Genomic DNA, 17,326 nt, shown 5'->3' with positions numbered 1-17,326 from the left:
AGCCATTATACAACAATAAAATTTGTTTTTTCGACGACCTTGGCTATTTCAGTTGTTTTAAAATGGCAAAAGGTGAAGGTTCTGTTTTGTCTTTTTCCATATCTTCAATATAGTTTCCGTCCACGCCTTCTTTACGTGGATAAGGATCAATCGATAGTTCGAAGAATTCTTCAAGAAAAGCGCCGATATCAATTGAATCACCATGAAATACTTCAGGCGTGTCAGGACCTTCAGCATCTACAAAAACTTCACTTGTATTATCGTGCTCTTGATATTTGACAAGCTTGGAATCGTCGGGAATAAAAACCGACTCCACCTCTTCTTCTATATGTTTTGGAAGAGGCTCGAGTGTGACGACACAGGCCTGGACTATTTCGGCTTCAAACTTGCCTTTGACGCGAACGCCGCGTTTCTTCCATGGAGAAATATGAACATCGGCGCGAAACGATTTCACCTCCAGCAAGCCATGGTTTTCCACAAGCTTCAGCCGCTCTTTTTCATCTGCGTCAATCTTGATGCGGATTCCTTTCACCGGTAGCGAACGGACATTGACAGGATAGTGAATGGCAAAGCTCATGACGTGATGGTCATTATCATTATTGTGTGTTTGATCATTATCATCCATAACGATTTTGTCCTGTCTCTTTTCAACCGATAATTTTTCCCGATACCTTTAACGATATCGCCCGATACCTTTAATGGTTTTGTATGAGAGTCACAGAAAAGCCTTTGCTCTATTCCGATTTTTTTACATACTCATTGTTAATAATTGCAAGTCTCTAACGATGCAATCTATTGCAAACCGCTTTAAGGTGGTTTAGGCAAAAAGGTTGAAAAAGAATTTATCCCCGCCATGCGTTAGATGGAGATGTCATTGTTTTACACGGTCCGCATTACAACCCGAGCCAAGCGTGGGTTAATCATCGGTTTAATGGCTGCTACAACAATTACACTCGGTGGCTGTAAATCACATGATTTTCTCAACACAAGCCAGACCTATAATGAAGGCTATGTTCTTGACGAATCGGCACTTGCTTCTGTTCCTGTCGGTTCAAGTCGTGATCAGGTTTTGCTTGCACTTGGCTCGCCTTCGATGACAGCAATGTATGACAATGAAGTATTTTATTACATTTCCCAAACGCGTTATCGCGGTGCACAATTTATGAAGCCGAAGATTGTCGATCGTAAAATTCTGGCTATTTATTTCAACAAAAATGGGCAGGTTGAACGGATTGCCAATTACGGTCTGGAAGATGGTAAAGTTTTCGATAGCATTTCGAAGACAACCCCGACCGGTGGTCATGACCAATCATTCCTGTCCCAGTTGATCAAGGGCTCGAAGGGCGTTCCCCAGTTACCTACCAATGGCCGTTGATAGTCACTTCATTCCGTTTACAATAACTATTGTGGGCGGGGCGGAGGTGTTTGGCGCCATTATGCCGATTTCTGCACTCAGTGCTGATTGAATTAAAAAAGCTCTATCGAATGATAGAGCTTTTAGTTTTTGTTTATTGCAACCTATTTATGTCTCAATTCTTTTGCCATGCGGTCGAGAACGGCATTGACCATTCGCGGTTCTTCCCCGGAAAAGAAAGCTTTGGCAATGTCGACATATTCATTTATTGCAACAGCAATCGGAACATCTTTACGATTTTTGATTTCCCACGCCCCTGCCCGCAATATGGCACGCAGTGTAGAATCAATACGCGATAGAGGCCAATCCTCCGGCAAATGTTGACGAATCATCGGATCAAGCTGACGTTGTTCCTCCACCACCCCTGCTATGATGGCACGAAACCATTGCGGGTCAGCCTCGAGATATTGCTCGCCATCGACCTCTTGTCCCAAGCGATAAGTCTCATATTCCGATGTAATTTCCAAAATACCTGTTCCGGCAACATCCATCTGATAGAGCGCCTGAACAGCAGCCAAACGTGCAGCGCCGCGTTTATTCGCGCGGCGCGGCACGTTAATATTATTGGCAGGGCTTTTATTCAATGATTTACTCCGAACTTATGTTTCAGCGCGATCATATGTAGCGCTGCATCGGCGGCAAAACCGCCTTTATTCTTTTTATCAGGCAGTGCACGTGCCCAAGCCTGTTTTTCATTTTCGACTGTGATGATGCCGTTGCCGATAGCCAATCGCTTGCGAACGGTCAAATCCGCAATGCCGCGGCATGATTCGTTGGAAACAATTTCAAAATGATATGTTTCCCCTCTGATGACACACCCCAGTGCGACATAACCATCATAGTTTTTTTCGCCTTTTTCCGCAAAGGCAATGGCTGCCGGAATTTCCAAAGCTCCCGGAACAGTTACAACATCAAACTCTGCTCCCGCTGCTTTGAGCGTTTCCGTGGCACCTTTCAACAATGCATCGGAAATTTCATCATAAAAACGAGCTTCCACGATTAGTATGTGAGCCTTTTTCACGTTCTTCTTTGTCATAATCTGATCCTACAAACCAAAAATAGGGTTGGCACTCTATGTCCCTCAAAGCCCATTATAAACAATGGGAACGAGCCAATATACTTCCATTTAAAACAGTTTTTTAAAATGCGAAAGCGGCTTTTCTCAAAATGGCTCCAATAGAGTGCCATTTGAAGACAGCAAGGTAAATGAATTGAAAAATAACCGGAGCGCTAGCGACGGAACTCCGATAAGCGCGCAGCATATCGAGCCAATTGATCTATTTCAAGATTGACGCAATCGCCTTTCTTGCGCTCCCCCACGTTGTCACTTCCAGAGTGTGGCGTATGACCAATACGTCGAACAGATCACCATCGACCGAATTTATTGTAAGCGACGTACCGTCCAATGCGACAGAGCCTTTACGCGCAATAAAAGGAGAAAATTCCCGCGGTGCTTTCAATTGAAAACGCCTTGCATCCCCTTCTTCTTTTATCTCCATTATCTCGGCCAAACCGTCAACATGACCGGAAACAAGATGGCCGCCCATTTCATCGCCCAGTTTCAAAGACCTCTCAAGATTGATATGGCCACCAATTTTCCATCTGGAAATATTCGTAAGACGTAATGCTTCTTCCCAGGCTTCTACAGTAAAAGAATTTTTGTTTACGGCCGAACGGGATTTTTCAACAACCGTCAGACAGATACCGGAACAGGCGATAGAAGCACCGATATCGATTGTATCTATATCGTAATGGGTGAGGATTTTTATCCGTAAGCCTTCATTTAAAGGTTCTTTTTCGGCTAGCTCGCCAATATCCGTTACTATTCCGGTAAACATTCGGGAAGGAGCCTCCATTCACTGTAATTGTCTTTGCCAAATTCGGCTTGTTCGATTTTCGTGAAATCAGCAAGATATTTTTTGAAATCCGGTGCAGAAATCCTGTCATCGCCAAGCATTATTGTTGAACGGAACAGAACGACCTTGTCAACCGCCTTCTGGTCAAGAAAAGTCCGGGCTGTTATCGCACCGCCCTCGATCAGGACGCTTGAAATATTATTCTCAAACAATATGCGAAGGATTTGTTCGGGAGATATGGTCGTCTTGCTTCCATCACATTCAAGAAGTTTGACACCTTTTTCCTGAAGTTCGATTTTTTTTTGCTCGTTGCCGTTCTTGCGACTTATTACCCATGTCGGAATGGTTTTTGCTGTCGCCACCAGTTGGCAATCAAGAGGCATAGTGAGTTCCGGATCAACCACGACACGCACCGGCGACCGGTCTTCCAACCCTGACAACCGACAGGTCAGTTCGGGATTGTCTGCCAGAACAGTTCCAATTCCGATGAGAATTGCGTCGTTTTTCGCACGCATCATGTGGCTTACCGAACGCGATAGTTCATTACTGATCAGAACATTTTGCTTGCCTTTAATACCGATACCGTTATCAGCCGATATCGCCATTTTCAGCGTCACTTCTGGACGCGATAGCTCTCTTGTTGTCAGATAGGCACTCAACCCCTCGAAGGCTTTGCCTGCCAATATACCGGTTTCAACAATGATGCCGGCATTTTCCAATATTTTTACACCACGCCCGCTCACTCTTTTATCGGGATCAAGACGTGCAATGACAACACGTTTTATACCGGCATTCACAAGGGCATCGGCGCATGGGGGTGTTTTCCCGTAATGTGAACAGGGTTCGAGCGTCACATAAGCTGTGCCATTTCGTGCGTTTTCGCCAGCCATTGCCAAGGCTTGCGTTTCAGCATGTGGCCTTCCGCCTTTTGCTGTCACCCCATGTCCGACGATCGTATAACCATCGGAAGCGACTATAATCGCCCCGACTGAAGGGTTTTCGGCAGTTTGCCCGATATGCCAACTCGCCAGACGGATAGCGGCAGCCATAAATCGACAATCGGCAATTTTATCAACCATTATTGTTGTTTTCTTTTTCTCCGTCACGATCCGACAATTCGTCTATTACATCGTGAAAATCACTGGCATTGCGAAAATTGCGATAAACGGAGGCGAAACGGATATAGGCAATATCATCGATACCTTTCAGCGCTTCCATGACAAGGCGCCCTATTTGTTCCGATGATATTTCGGGTTCTCCCGAACTTTCAAGTTGTCTGACAATACCTGATATTGCCCTCTCGACACGCTCTGGATCGACATTTCTCTTACGCAAGGCAACTTCTACAGAGCGCATAAGTTTGTCACGGTCAAAAGGCACATGGCGACCGCTCTTCTTGGTGACCATCAGTTCACGTAATTGGACACGTTCGAATGTTGTGAAACGGCCGCCGCATACGGGACATATGCGGCGACGGCGAATAACCGAACCATCTTCGGCCGGACGCGAGTCCTTTACCTGAGTATCTTCAGATTGACAGTAAGGACACCGCATTTTTTACTCCGTTCAAATAATCAGCCAAGATAAGGATATAGCGGGAAACGTTCGGTCAATGCCTGAACCTTTTCACGTACATGTGCTTCTACAGCAGCATTTCCCTCATCCGAATTTGCAGCTTTCAAGCCATCAAGAACTTCGGAAATCAGCTCACCAATTTCATCAAATTCTTTTTCGCCAAAACCACGTGTGGTTCCTGCCGGTGTACCAAGCCGCACACCTGATGTAACAAACGGTTTTTCCGGATCGAAAGGAATTCCGTTTTTGTTGCAGGTAATATGGGCGCGGCTTAACGCACTTTCTGCCCGTTTACCGGTTGCATTTTTTGGTCTCAAATCAACCAGCATCAAATGGTTATCGGTGCCGCCGGATACAATATCAAGACCATTTTTAATAAGACGTGCCGATAAGGTTTTCGCATTTGCGACAACATTTTGCGCATAAGTTTTGAACGATGGGCGCAGAGCCTCGCCGAATGCAACAGCTTTTGCAGCAATGACATGCATGAGCGGTCCACCCTGAATACCCGGGAAAACAGCCGAATTGATCTTTTTCGCAATTGCTTCATCATTCGTCAAAATCATACCACCGCGCGGTCCGCGAAGCGATTTATGTGTCGTCGACGTGACAACATGGGCATAAGGAACAGGCGAAGGATGGACACCTCCGGCAACAAGGCCTGCTATGTGCGCCATATCCACCATAAGATATGCACCAACCTCGTCCGCAATTTCGCGAAACCGTTTCCAGTCCCAAAAGCGCGAATAGGCTGTGCCACCGGCAAGTATAAGTTTGGGCTTGTTTTCGCGCGCGATACGAGCGACTTCGTCCATATCTATTCTTTGGTCATCTCTGCGAACGCCATAAGATACCACATTAAACCATTTTCCGGACATATTGACCGGAGACCCATGGGTCAAATGCCCACCGGAATTGAGGTCAAGTCCCATAAATGTATCACCTGGCTTCAAAAGGGCGAAAAATACCGCCTGATTCATCTGGCTACCGGAATTCGGTTGCACATTTGCAAAAGCCGCTCCGAACAGTTTCTTTGCGCGTTCAATTGCAAGATTTTCAACCACATCCACATATTGGCAACCGCCATAATAACGCTTACCCGGATAACCTTCGGCATATTTGTTGGTTAGAACCGAACCTTGTGCTTCAAGGACAGCACGCGATACGATGTTTTCCGATGCAATCAACTCGATTTCATTACGCTGACGGGAAAGTTCGCCGCGAATGGCATCATAGATCTCGGAATCAGTTGTTTTAAGATCGTCGTTAAAAAAGCGCTTTTGCGCCACATCCACTTGGTCGCTCATGGGAAATATTCCTAACAATGAAAAATAGCCGCTTAATAATTATCACAGCGTTATATTATGTTAAACGCTTTCGACGTGAATAGCCAATAATTCGAAAAAAATCCTCAGAAAAATCAATTTGATCTGCAATTATTATTTACTGATCGCTTGATTAACCGCTAAAACTGCCTCTTGAATAATTTTTTCAGATAACACGTTTAAACGGTTACAAAAAAGAATTTATTTTTATCGCTTCGTAAGGCACAATATACCGCCTCTTCTGTAAAAGATTGGCTGTGTTCTTTGAGAAGAGATTAAAATCATTCGTGCAAGTCTTTTAACAACCCCAATCCCGGCGAAAATCAGGTGCAAGGAAATGCAAACAAAAGTTTTTATTGATGGCGAACACGGTACAACGGGCTTACAAATCAGGAAGCGGTTAGCCGCACGAGATGACCTCGAAATTCTGTCAATTCCGCTGGAAGACCGCCACAATGAAGCTGCGCGTTTGGAAAGATTGAATGCGGCCGATATTGCCATCCTCTGCCTTCCTGACAAGGCAGCAATTGACACTGTCAATAGTCTTGCAGGCAATGTGAAAATTCGCATCATCGACAGTTCCACGGCACACCGCATTGCCCCCGACTGGGTTTACGGTTTTGCCGAACTCACGAAAGGTCAGCCGGAACGGATAAGCTCGGCACGTTTCGTTGCCAATCCGGGATGTTATCCCACTGGTGCGTTAAGCATTATTCGTCCATTAAGGGAAGCCGGGATTATAGGAGAAGATTTTCCAGTCTCCATTAACGCTGTGTCTGGTTACACCGGTGGTGGAAAAAAGATGATCGCGCAAATGGAAGACCCAAGCTGTGACGAAAAGATAACCGCAAATTATTTCATTTACGGGCTTAACCTCAAGCATAAGCATGTGCCGGAGATACGTGTTCATGGTAAACTTTCACATTCGCCGATTTTCCTACCAAGTGTCGGAAGATTTCCCCAAGGCATGATTGTCAATATTCCGATTCACAATTCGCTTTTACAAAAAACCGTTACAACCGATGTTTTGCGTTCTATTTTCAAAGCCCATTATCACGATAGCAAGCTCGTCAGCGTTGCGAATGAACAGGAAACCGGTAATTTGGCGCGGCTTGACGCGGAATTGCTCGCCAATACAGACAAATTGAAAATATTTGTATTTGGTGATGATTCTGACGGGATTTACAATATTTCAGCCGTTCTGGATAATCTCGGTAAAGGCGCTTCGGGAGCAGCGGTGCAAAATCTTGACCTAATGATCGGAAAATCATAAAAATCCGGTTTTTCCTGCTCATCAATAATAGAAGACCGGCCATTATTGCCGGTCTAATTTTTTTTGCTTTTTTAATTGTTTGATTGTTTGCCGGCCGTTCATTCCGCTATTCCTGAGAGATTAAACGCACTGAAAGTCTGACTTTTTATCAAGCCGGTCATGCTTTTTCTACAGCATAAGCGCCTTTTGTTGCGCGCCAATGTGCAACGGCAAATACCAGTACCAATAGCGCAACACCCTGATGTATCAATCCCCAACTGATCGGTGCTTCAAGCAAAAGCGTGATGATTCCGAAAATAGCTTGAACAACAATGGCTAAAAGCAACAGCATTGCACGGCGCGCATGGGTTGTTCCCGATGCGAGCTTTTCGACTTTCAGAGCATGGACAAGCGCTGCCAACAACAGAAGATAAGCAAAACACCGATGGACAAATTGTACTGTCAACCGATTTTCGAAAAAATTGCGCCAGGATGGCTGATCGGCGAGCAATCCTTCCGGCACCAACTGGCCATCCATTAATGGCCACGTATTATAAACTTTGCCTGCATGGAGACCTGCAACAAGAGCTCCGAGATAAATTTGCACAAGCACCATAAAAACAAGCCAACCGGCAAATTTCTGTATGCTGCGATTGGCAGGCTTATCACTATAATCGGCAAGTCCGCGAGAAACATAAGTAACGAAGATCACAACAATACAGGCCGTAACAAGATGAATCGCCAGCCGATATTGACTGACACTTGTCAAATCACTGGCGCCGAGGCCGGACGCAACCATCCACCAGCCAATCGCCCCCTGAATGGCGATAATGACAGGAACCGCGATTAATTGTGGAAGAAACGTTTTTTCAATTCGTTTGGTCGCCCAAAACCAGATGAGTCCGAATAATGCAACAACACCGACAAGACGTGCCAATAAGCGGTGAGCCCACTCCCACCAGAAAATACCTTTGAATTGTGAAAGTGTCATTCCCTGATTGACAACTTTATATTGGGCTATTTGTTGATATTTCTCGAATTCATCTTGCCATTCTGCTTCGCCAATTGGCGGAATAACCCCGTGAACCGGCTTCCATTCGGTAATAGACAACCCTGAACCGGTAAGGCGTGTAGCACCCCCGACGATGACAATTGCCAAACAAAGAATTAATATGACATAAAGCCATATCTTAATCATTTTGCGATTGTGCGCCTGTCTGGCATTAGGCACGGTTTCATCAATTGCAGTCATTGTCATAACGAGACGCTTTCACTCAATAATATCTGCCGGGATTATCCGGTTCTTTTTCCTATTGGTGCAGCAATGTTTTTAAGAAAACAAGGGTGCAAGCCGCGACAAGCCGTCGCGTTTCCACTTTTTATCAATTATTGATGAGCCTGAATACCGGTTGCGCAGAATATTTCAAGAACAATTCCGTCCAATGATCTCCATCGGATTTGTCACCGGACGAAATAACAAGGCAATCGCTTTCAGAAAATATTTCTTCCAACCCGAATTCCGGCTCACCCGACATTGCAACAATAACAATCGAATAGCTGCTTTCGAGCGCCGAAATGAATGCCGGAATATCTTTAGAAAAATCCTTGGCACGAAGCGGACTGGCCAAACCTTGAGGCAAAATATCGACACCCGTGTCATAATCGTTATAGATAACTTCCGAAATTTTTGCGTCACCTGTCAATACATCTGTGAAACCACGATGAGGACCGATGAGATTTCCGATTTCATTGGTCGAGATATCAACCAAAAGAATTGCATTGTTCTCTTTTTTCAATTTCATCGACAAGCGCGCGGCAGTTTTTGCTGCTTTTTTGCCAACCACCGCAATAAATCCTGCTTGGTTTTGTTCGAGTTTTTCAACCGTTTCAGCTAAATTCAATGCAGCTTTCGGCGAGGACGGGGCGACCGAGTTCATGCTCCCGCCGTCGCTGTTTCCTTTACGATCGGAAAATTGACCATCCACGTTTCTGCGTGTTTTAAATAAAGCGCGGTTTTTAATGATCGTCTGAATAATCAAAAGTAACAAGAAAACAATTAAAGCGAATCCCAAGATTCTGCTTCCATATCGCGATAAAACAGATTGTTTTTCGACCGTTATTGGACCATTCACAACAACAAAAATGCTCGCCCGCAATAGGCCGGACTTCTCGATTGTTTTATCATAGTCGTCCCAAATCGCCTTCAATTTTCTCTCAAGTTCGTCAAGCGACCGATTGTCATCGGAAGAACTGGCAACGCCGCTCGCCGCATTGAGTTCATCGCGCAAACCGCGTTCAACTTTTGTCGCAACATCCGCTTGTGCGTAGAGACGTTTGATTGAGAGGTCAATATTACCTTCAAGCTCCGACTTTAGCGCATTCTGTTCAGCCCGCATTGCTTTGATCTGGGGATGGTTGCCCGCCAATTGGGTTTCCATATGGGCAATTTCTGCTGTCAACTTATTCAAATCATCAGTAGTTTTCAAAACTGCCGGATCATTGGCGATGAAGTCGAGAACAAGCGGTGACTGACCGGTATTCAAAAGATTTTTCAAAACCTCAATCGACGCATTATAGGCAACACGATTACCAATTGCGACAATGAGAGAAGAATAGAGGTCGTCGGTTTGCTTTTCTCGCTCCCCCTGTTTGGCGTTTTCACTAAAACTGTTCAAAGTCGAGCTCAAAACGTTGTTGCGCTGTGTACGAATAGTGGAAATCAGTGCCACATCGGGATTGGGATAGACTCGCTTCACTTCTTGGCGGATAGCTTCCAGCAAATTTGCCAATACAAGTTCGGCATGAGTCGCATTTTCATCATCAAACTCCAATAAAAGATGATTTTTATCATCACGGAGCGAAAGAAAATAATTGAATTTTTCAGGTTGACCGGAATTTCCTGCTTTTCCAACAGCTCGACCGTCCGCTTCAAAACCGGCTGCGATGTGACGATTGAAATGGCCCGATTGCGGTTATCGTCATCCAATGCCAGGCCATCCAGTTTTCTGATCGAAACTTCTACCTTTGCCTCGTAAATCTGCGGTTTTGACAAACAATAAAAGAAAGCGAGAACAAACAAAAAGCCGTAATCAGCAAAACAAATATTATGTTTTGCGGCAAAAAACGTGTGAAACTTCTATTCTTTCCGGCTTGTTCTGGCATTCCTGTTCAACTGATGCAAAAGACAATGCATTCCAGATAGAACAGAATGGGTAACTATCCCCTTAAAAAATAAAAATAAAACCGCCATAAAGGCGGTTTTTTGATGTTTTTGTCAAAAATAGTTCAACCGGCCGTATCAAGAGCCAATTGCGAGGAGCCATCCAAGTGATAAATATCGTCACGGAATTGGACAACCCCCTCTCCCGTTGACCAAGCGGAAATATAGACAAAATGAAGCGGTATGGGATCGGGAATATTAATCGGTGTATTTTGTCGGGAGGCAATCACCGCTTCCATACGTTGCCTGTCCCACCCGGGCGTATTCTTCAAAATCCACACATTGAGATCGCGAATGTTCTGAATACGGATACAACCAGATGAATCAAAACGCATCAAGCTATTGAACAGGGTTTGTATGGGCGTATCGTGCATGTACACCGAATAAGGATTGGCAAAATTGATCTTTGTCGATGACATGGCATTAATTTTACCCGGATCTTGCCGGAACATCATACTGACAGCCTCGTCACTATGCCAATTGATGCTTTCTGGGGGCACTTCCTCGCCACGATTATTAAAAATATGGATGCTGTTATCCGAAAGGTAGGACGGATTTTTTTGCATCAGAGGAATAATATCTTTACGAATAATCGACTTCGGTACTGTCCAGAACGGATTAAGGATGATTTGGCTGATTTTTGAATCCAGTAACGGGGTTTGTCGATCAATTTTACCGACAACAGCTGTGTGCCTTTGTGCAACCACACCATTTTCCACGGCTTCGATTTGCGCGGCCGGTATATTGACCATTACAAAACGCTGTTCCTGAGCTGTCATTTCGACTTTCGTCTTCAACCGCTCGACATTGATGTGAAGTTGATTAAGGCGCGTCTGGGCATCGACATTCATTGATTTATAGGTCGCCTCGCCCGTTACACCATCGGCTGGCAATCCATGACGGGCCTGAAAGCGTTTTACAGCGGCATCGACATAGGTGTCGAAAGATGAAGACATCCCCACACCACTTTGAAGGTCTCCCGACGCTGCAAGTCTTTGCCGCAACGCAGTTACTGCCGGATGTGTTACACCAATTTGCAATTTTCCCTGTTCTGTCGGAACTCTTTGCCAACCGCCGCGACTGACAATACCCTCATATTGCGTAATCGCCTTTTGAGTATCTTCAACTGTTGCAAAACTTAATACCGGCTGATTGGAAGCAACTTTGGTACTCCCTGCAGGACCTGCATCAAACTGGTCATCCCAACGGGCACGCCCCGATTGTGCAAACAATGTGTTGTTTGCCTTGGCTAAAACGGGAGCATATGACAGAGCCGTTACAGTTGCCAAAGATTTTAAAAAGAACCTACGGCCTATTGAAGGATTTTTGACCGATGTCATGTTTTTATTTGTCATTCTTGATTTTTCCACGCATGCACTTGTCGATAAAATCGACATTGACGCTTAACAGCATTTGGTAGAAGTAATTGTCACTTTTTCCTAGAATTAACCATTTTTGTGTCTTTATCATGTCTAACAAAAAAGTGACTCTCCGTTAGCTGATAGATATAGGCATTGTCACGTTAAAATTGGGTAACTAGATTATCTTTTTCTTCTTTTTGAGATAAAGAAAACCCCGAAACATAACAAATAGTATAGCGACCAAAAAATGGAATACTGCAAGCGAGGGGAAAAAAATAAAGCTTGAGCTATAGACAGTAAATGCAAGAGATTCTGTCAGGGCTGCAAAAAACCATAAGATTATTCCCCAAAGAGACCCCATCCACAGCCCAAGAGCTGCAATCGGATAGACAACGGACAAACTGACTGTCAGCACCTGCCAAAGCCAGGGCATGCGATCAATCCGCCATAGTGTTCCGGGAAATACGCCGACCATGCGTATCCAATAAAAAATGGAAAACAAGAGAGCAACAAAAGCCAGACAATGCAAAAAAATGGAATAAGATGATAATACCAGATTTGGTTTAGCTACTTGGCGTAACTGGTTATCCATTAAATATCCAATTCTTTTTCAACCGGTTGAAAATAGGAATCAACTATCTCGTCGGTAACACCGGCCAAATTTTCCGGTTGCCAATGCGGTTCGTTGTCCTTGTCTATTAATACCGCCCGCACACCTTCATAAAAATCATGATTATCCATCATGTGGTGGGCAACACGGTTTTCAAGCTTCAGACAATCGTCGAGCCCTAATGGTTTACATTGCTTCATCGCGCGCCAGGTCACCATCAAACTTGTCGGTGAACGTGCCAGAAGCGTTGCAAGAGTTTCTTTGGCAAAATCGTTGCCCTCATCGGCTTTTTGTTTGAGGAGATTAATGCCTTCCTCAAGCTTGTCGGTATTGAAGCACTCTGCAATCAGTGACCGCGTCTCGGCATTTGTTTCAAAATCGACTTCAATCGCATATTGTTCCAGCGCCGGGCGTGGGTTACCCTGCTCAATAATACTTGCGCGCAGATCTTCAAGCTTGTCTTGTGAAACCGCGTGGGTAGCCAGCCCCGTTTGCAAACAATCGCCCCATTTACATCTTGCACCGGTTAGAGCCAGATACATTCCGAATTGCCCGTTCAAACGGGATAGAAAATCACCTGCTCCGACATCGGGAAAGAAACCGATAGCACTCTCCGGCATAGCAAAAGTGGTATTTTCTGTCACAATCCGGTGTGAGCCATGAATAGAAATACCGGCGCCCCCGCCCATACAAATACCATCAAGTATAGCGATATAAGGCTTTGGGAAACGTCCTATATAGCTGTTGAGCTTATATTCGGAGGAAAAATAGTCATAAGCAGGGTGCCCTGCTTTGCCTTGCTTATAAGCATAAACAACATCACCGCCTGAGCAAAAAGATCTGCCTTCTCCCTCGACCACGACACATAATACATCGTCATCTGTTTCCCAACTGTGCAAGGCTTTTTCAAGTGCACGCAACATATCAAGACTTAATGCATTCAAAGCTTGGGGCGTGCGAGACGGACAATCCCTGCCCGACCTTCTTTTAAAAACGTGACCTCGTTCCCGCCACCAAAATCAAGTTGCATAGCCCAAAACTCCTTAGGAAAACTGAAAGGCTTTTGCTATTTAAATCATTATTGGACGTAAAATCAATCAACCTTGTTTCGTTGAGGCTCAAGGCAAGAGACAAAAATTAATATTTGGTAAATTTTTTGACTTAACGTTCTTTATTCCCAAGTGTGGGGAACATTTGCATCACAGCACCTATGAGATAAATGTAGAGGCCGGAAATTGTCATGCCTATTTTCACCCATTCCGGCGCTTCGAGCCGATAGCAAATCCCGATAATGCCGAGAGCACACCATATAAGAAAGACTGTCAAATTGAGTGGACGCAAGCGCACAACGCGCACCGGATGCAAAAAATAAATCGGAAGGAATGAAATAATCGCGGAAATCACAACAATGCTGAACGCTGTCCATTCTCCCGGTTTGACAATAAAAAGCGTAAAAATCAGCATATTCCAGACAACCGGAAAACCTTTGAAAAAGTTCTCCTTGGTTTTCATACCTGTGTCGGCATAATAAATAGCCGAGGAGACCACAATGATGGCGCCGGACAAAAATGACAGTCCCTCCCCCATGAAACCGCTTTGATAAAGCGCGAATGCCGGTATGAGCACATAGGTGACATAATCGATTATATTGTCGAGAAGTTCACCTGACCACGTAGGAAGGACATATTTTACCTGAAGCTTACGGGCAATCGGACCGTCAATACCATCAACCAATAATGCCAGACCGAGCCAACCGAACATTGCTGTCCATTCTTTTTCGGAAGCAGCGACCAGCGATAAAAAGGCAAGAAACGACCCTGATGCGGTAAGAAGATGAACCGAAAATGCCCTCGCCTGCGGCATCGTTACCTTTTTATGACGCAGTTTTTCGGCACTACTCTTTATTCTACCAGCAAGTTTATTTTTCAAAGCAGACCAGTCCCTCTCGTCAAATGCGATTATCACATTTCAGCATAAATTTTTACGCCCTTTCTATCACTGATCACAAAAATTAAAACAATTGATTGCAATTGCTAGATTGATCCACATATTGTGTTAAATTGACAATGAGATCGCTCTATCAGCTAATATAGTAGAAAGGCCCGACTATGGTAGTTCCAGTAGATAAAAATAATATAACAATTGCCGTCATCGGTGCTGGACCTGCCGGAATGATTTCTGCACTTGCAGCCGCTCAAAAAGGTTATCGTTCCTATCTGATCGGTCCGGAAACAAACAGCAATGATCTCAGAACCACTGCATTGATGATGCCGGCAATAAAAATTCTCGATTCTCTCGGCATTTGGGAAAACCTGAAAGACAAGGCAGCCGCACTTTCCACAATGCGAATCGTTGACGGAACAAAAAGGCTCATCCGCAGTCCGGTTGTGAGCTTTCATTCTTCGGAAATCGGGGAGATAGCCTTCGGTTACAATATGCCGAATGTTGCACTTAACAATGCCATCAGTGAGGCTGTAGCCGACTGTAAGCTGATCAAACGTCTCAATGTTTCGGCGAAATCTATCGTCCATAGCGATGATCACGTCACAATCACTCTGGAAGACAATTCTCATGTGGATGCCCGTCTTCTTATTGCTGCAGACGGGCGAAATTCGAAAGCACGCATTGCTGCGGGGATTGACTGCCGCCAGTGGAATTATCCGCAGACAGCCATTATCTTAAGTTTTTCCCACGAGTTCCCGCACAATAACATTTCTACCGAGTTCCACACGGAAGATGGCCCGTTTACACAAGTGCCATTACCCGGCAAAAAATCCAGTCTGGTATGGGTTCTCAATCCCGAACGCGCAAACAGAATTCTTGGACTTGGACCTGAGGGACTGGCGAGTGCGATTGAAGAGAGAATGCAGGCGATGCTCGGAAAGGTAACTGTTATTACACCTGCACAAGCTTGGCCTTTATCCGGCATAGTCCCGAAGGCATTTGCCGACAAACGAACAATTCTGGTTGGTGAAGCCGCCCATGTCTTTCCGCCGATTGGTGCCCAAGGGCTTAACCTCGGTATTCGTGACGCCATCAATACCGTCAAAGCCATTGAAAGCGATTCACAAGACCCCGGCAGCCAACGGGTCATGGAAAATTACAATAAATATCGCAAAGCCGATATTTGGGTACGTACCGGTTCGGTTCACGCTCTCAACAAAGCATTGCTTTCCGATATGTTGCCTATACAATTCGTGCGGAGTGCCGGTTTGGAATTGTTGAGAAACTTTGCTCCTCTTCGAAACATTTTCATGCGTGAAGGGATGTATCCCGGCAACGGTCTGCGCGCGATTGCAAAAGCTTTATGTCCAACGAGCAAATCGACGTTGACAAACTGACATTGCGTCTTCGATCAACCAAATTTTTCGTTCGTCCATCAGAAATAGAGCGAATATCGTGTTTTTGTAATCAGATGACATTTATATTTTACTTCCAGCGAGGCTAACACAAAAAGGAACGAGATGGTTCAAGCAGCAGATATAAATGGTACATTGGTCGCTGCCGACAAAAAGATCGTTGTCGATGGTGACCATTTTTTGCAAGTGGCCGCTCTGGTCTATCGCCTGCAAAAAGGTGCTGTCGAGTTTCTGCTCATTACAAGTAGAGGTACTGGTCGCTGGATTATTCCTAAAGGTTGGCCAATGCCGGGGCGCACTCTGTCTCAAGCAGCCCTTCAGGAGGCCTATGAAGAAGCAGGTGTGCGCGGTATTGCCGAGACGGCTTCGATCGGCTCCTATCAATATACGAAAACTGACATGCCTGGCGGTGAAAATGGCAATTTCAGTGTCGATGTGTTCGCTGTACTCTATTCCCATCAGGAGAAAAAATGGCCGGAACGCGGCCAACGCATCTTCGAATGGGTTACGCCGGAGGAAGCTGCTCATCGAGTCGTCGAACCCCAATTAAAAAAATTGCTTCTTGATTATCGTCCGCGTTGATAACAACCGGGTGACTCATGGCATATAGCCGTTGAATGCCTAGCTCCACCCCGTTCTCCGGATATTGATTCGATAGGGCTCGATTTACAGATATTTCCAAATCCCGTGAAATTACATCTGGCGGAAAAATAGCGACCACTTGTAGCGTCGGTGATTCGGGAATAGAACTCTTGCTATCTCACCATGAAATTTATGTTTTTTTAAATCCTCTCTTTGAGAATTCCAGCCAGAGATATTTTATGTTCACGTTATTTGACGAAAAATAAAGAGTGGAATTTATTCGTCCCCGTTATTCACATTATTTTTCCACCACTGAACCCACTATATCTAGTTGTTGTACGATTTGAACAAACGACTCCTTGACGGGAAAGTGGTTTTGTTCTTTTATAACTTCCAAGCTGATGTGCTTTAAAGCGCGTCACGTTCCACATTGTAATCATGAGTAAATCAGTGAGTAGTCAAAATTGTAATTGCGAGCGGGCATGGCTCGCAATTTTGTTGTTTTGCGTTGATTTGAGGGTCCATGAAGCGTTGTGTAAAACTTAAAAGTTTATAATAAATTCACTATATTTGGTATAGTCTTTGAGTTAATAGCACAACATATGCCAGCGAACATCTTTCGCTTAAAGAATGTGTGTTATAGGTAACTGCATTTGACGGATCACAAGAATGGTCCGTTTTTTGCTCGTGACTTACGATCATAAATTAGGGGTTAATCTCTCTCGCCCGTTGTAGAAGATTGAAGAGATTAGGGACAGTTTGTCGTCGGTTA

At 44.8% G+C, this 17,326-nt stretch carries 15 protein-coding genes and 2 pseudogenes; 4 read left to right on the top strand and 13 right to left on the bottom strand.

Features of this window, described 5'->3' with window-relative positions:
• Positions 1 to 43: 43 nt before the first annotated feature.
• Positions 44 to 625: a YceD family protein gene (locus BBC0178_RS05145; RefSeq protein WP_225868345.1), complete on the bottom strand. Its 582-nt coding sequence runs from the start codon at positions 623 to 625 to the stop codon at positions 44 to 46.
• 237 nt (positions 626 to 862) lie between these two features.
• Between BBC0178_RS05145 and BBC0178_RS05140 the strand changes: the two genes are divergently transcribed.
• The gene (locus BBC0178_RS05140; protein WP_077971242.1) at positions 863 to 1,375 is read left to right on the top strand and encodes an outer membrane protein assembly factor BamE; all 513 of its coding nucleotides are present in this window, start codon (positions 863 to 865) and stop codon (positions 1,373 to 1,375) included.
• Positions 1,376 to 1,518: 143 nt separating this feature from the next.
• Here BBC0178_RS05140 and nusB read toward each other — a convergent pair whose 3' ends face one another.
• From nusB to glyA, 6 genes and pseudogenes are all read right to left on the bottom strand, one after another.
• Entirely contained in the window at positions 1,519 to 1,998 is a 480-nt protein-coding gene (gene nusB / locus BBC0178_RS05135; RefSeq protein WP_077971240.1) for a transcription antitermination factor NusB, read from the bottom strand.
• On the bottom strand, positions 1,995 to 2,450 hold the full coding sequence (locus tag BBC0178_RS05130; RefSeq protein WP_078039435.1) for a 6,7-dimethyl-8-ribityllumazine synthase: 456 nt from the start codon (positions 2,448 to 2,450) through the stop codon (positions 1,995 to 1,997). The genes nusB and BBC0178_RS05130 overlap by 4 nt, the downstream gene beginning before the upstream one ends.
• A gap of 194 nt (positions 2,451 to 2,644) precedes the next feature.
• Positions 2,645 to 3,252, bottom strand: a pseudogene (locus tag BBC0178_RS05125) (riboflavin synthase).
• Positions 3,237 to 4,349: a bifunctional diaminohydroxyphosphoribosylaminopyrimidine deaminase/5-amino-6-(5-phosphoribosylamino)uracil reductase RibD gene (gene ribD, locus BBC0178_RS05120; protein WP_078039434.1), complete on the bottom strand. Its 1,113-nt coding sequence runs from the start codon at positions 4,347 to 4,349 to the stop codon at positions 3,237 to 3,239. The pseudogene BBC0178_RS05125 and the gene ribD overlap by 16 nt, the downstream one beginning before the upstream one ends.
• Positions 4,342 to 4,824: a transcriptional regulator NrdR gene (gene nrdR / locus BBC0178_RS05115; protein ID WP_077971234.1), complete on the bottom strand. Its 483-nt coding sequence runs from the start codon at positions 4,822 to 4,824 to the stop codon at positions 4,342 to 4,344. The genes ribD and nrdR overlap by 8 nt, the downstream gene beginning before the upstream one ends.
• Positions 4,825 to 4,844: 20 nt before the next feature.
• Entirely contained in the window at positions 4,845 to 6,152 is a 1,308-nt protein-coding gene (gene glyA / locus BBC0178_RS05110; protein ID WP_077971233.1) for a serine hydroxymethyltransferase, read from the bottom strand.
• Between the two features lie 355 nt (positions 6,153 to 6,507).
• On the opposite strand from glyA, the gene argC reads away from it, so the two are divergent.
• Positions 6,508 to 7,443 carry an N-acetyl-gamma-glutamyl-phosphate reductase gene (argC, locus tag BBC0178_RS05105; RefSeq protein WP_078039433.1) on the top strand — a complete coding sequence of 312 codons (936 nt, stop codon included), beginning with the start codon at positions 6,508 to 6,510 and terminating at the stop codon, positions 7,441 to 7,443.
• Between the two features lie 157 nt (positions 7,444 to 7,600).
• Here argC and BBC0178_RS05100 read toward each other — a convergent pair whose 3' ends face one another.
• From BBC0178_RS05100 to pcsA, 6 genes and pseudogenes are all read right to left on the bottom strand, one after another.
• Positions 7,601 to 8,680: a COX15/CtaA family protein gene (locus tag BBC0178_RS05100; RefSeq protein ID WP_225867969.1), complete on the bottom strand. Its 1,080-nt coding sequence runs from the start codon at positions 8,678 to 8,680 to the stop codon at positions 7,601 to 7,603.
• Between the two features lie 124 nt (positions 8,681 to 8,804).
• A complete protein-coding gene (locus tag BBC0178_RS05095) occupies positions 8,805 to 10,253 on the bottom strand; it encodes a hypothetical protein (RefSeq protein WP_078039432.1) in 1,449 nt (482 codons plus the stop codon).
• 454 nt (positions 10,254 to 10,707) lie between these two features.
• Positions 10,708 to 11,997, bottom strand: a complete 1,290-nt coding sequence (locus BBC0178_RS05080; protein ID WP_077971227.1) for a L,D-transpeptidase family protein — start codon at positions 11,995 to 11,997, stop codon at positions 10,708 to 10,710.
• Positions 11,998 to 12,178: 181 nt separating this feature from the next.
• Positions 12,179 to 12,595 carry a DUF6163 family protein gene (locus BBC0178_RS05075; protein ID WP_078039429.1) on the bottom strand — a complete coding sequence of 139 codons (417 nt, stop codon included), beginning with the start codon at positions 12,593 to 12,595 and terminating at the stop codon, positions 12,179 to 12,181.
• Positions 12,595 to 13,643: pseudogene (locus BBC0178_RS05070) on the bottom strand (enoyl-CoA hydratase/isomerase family protein). The gene BBC0178_RS05075 and the pseudogene BBC0178_RS05070 overlap by 1 nt, the downstream one beginning before the upstream one ends.
• A gap of 131 nt (positions 13,644 to 13,774) precedes the next feature.
• Complete coding sequence (gene pcsA, locus BBC0178_RS05065; RefSeq protein WP_078039428.1) at positions 13,775 to 14,542, bottom strand: phosphatidylcholine synthase; 768 nt, start codon at positions 14,540 to 14,542, stop codon at positions 13,775 to 13,777.
• A gap of 179 nt (positions 14,543 to 14,721) precedes the next feature.
• Here pcsA and BBC0178_RS05060 point away from each other — a divergent pair, with 179 nt between their 5' ends.
• On the top strand, positions 14,722 to 15,954 hold the full coding sequence (locus BBC0178_RS05060) for a UbiH/UbiF family hydroxylase (RefSeq protein WP_078039427.1): 1,233 nt from the start codon (positions 14,722 to 14,724) through the stop codon (positions 15,952 to 15,954).
• 123 nt (positions 15,955 to 16,077) lie between these two features.
• Entirely contained in the window at positions 16,078 to 16,554 is a 477-nt protein-coding gene (locus BBC0178_RS05055; protein WP_078039426.1) for an NUDIX hydrolase, read from the top strand.
• The last annotated feature ends 772 nt before the right edge of the window (positions 16,555 to 17,326 follow it).

This window comes from Ditibartonella apihabitans, assembly GCF_002007485.1.
Classification (GTDB): Bacteria; Pseudomonadota; Alphaproteobacteria; order Rhizobiales; family Rhizobiaceae; genus Bartonella; species Bartonella apihabitans.
The sequence above is the reverse complement of the archived record's forward strand: the minus strand, read 5'-3'. Positions and strand labels throughout refer to the sequence as shown.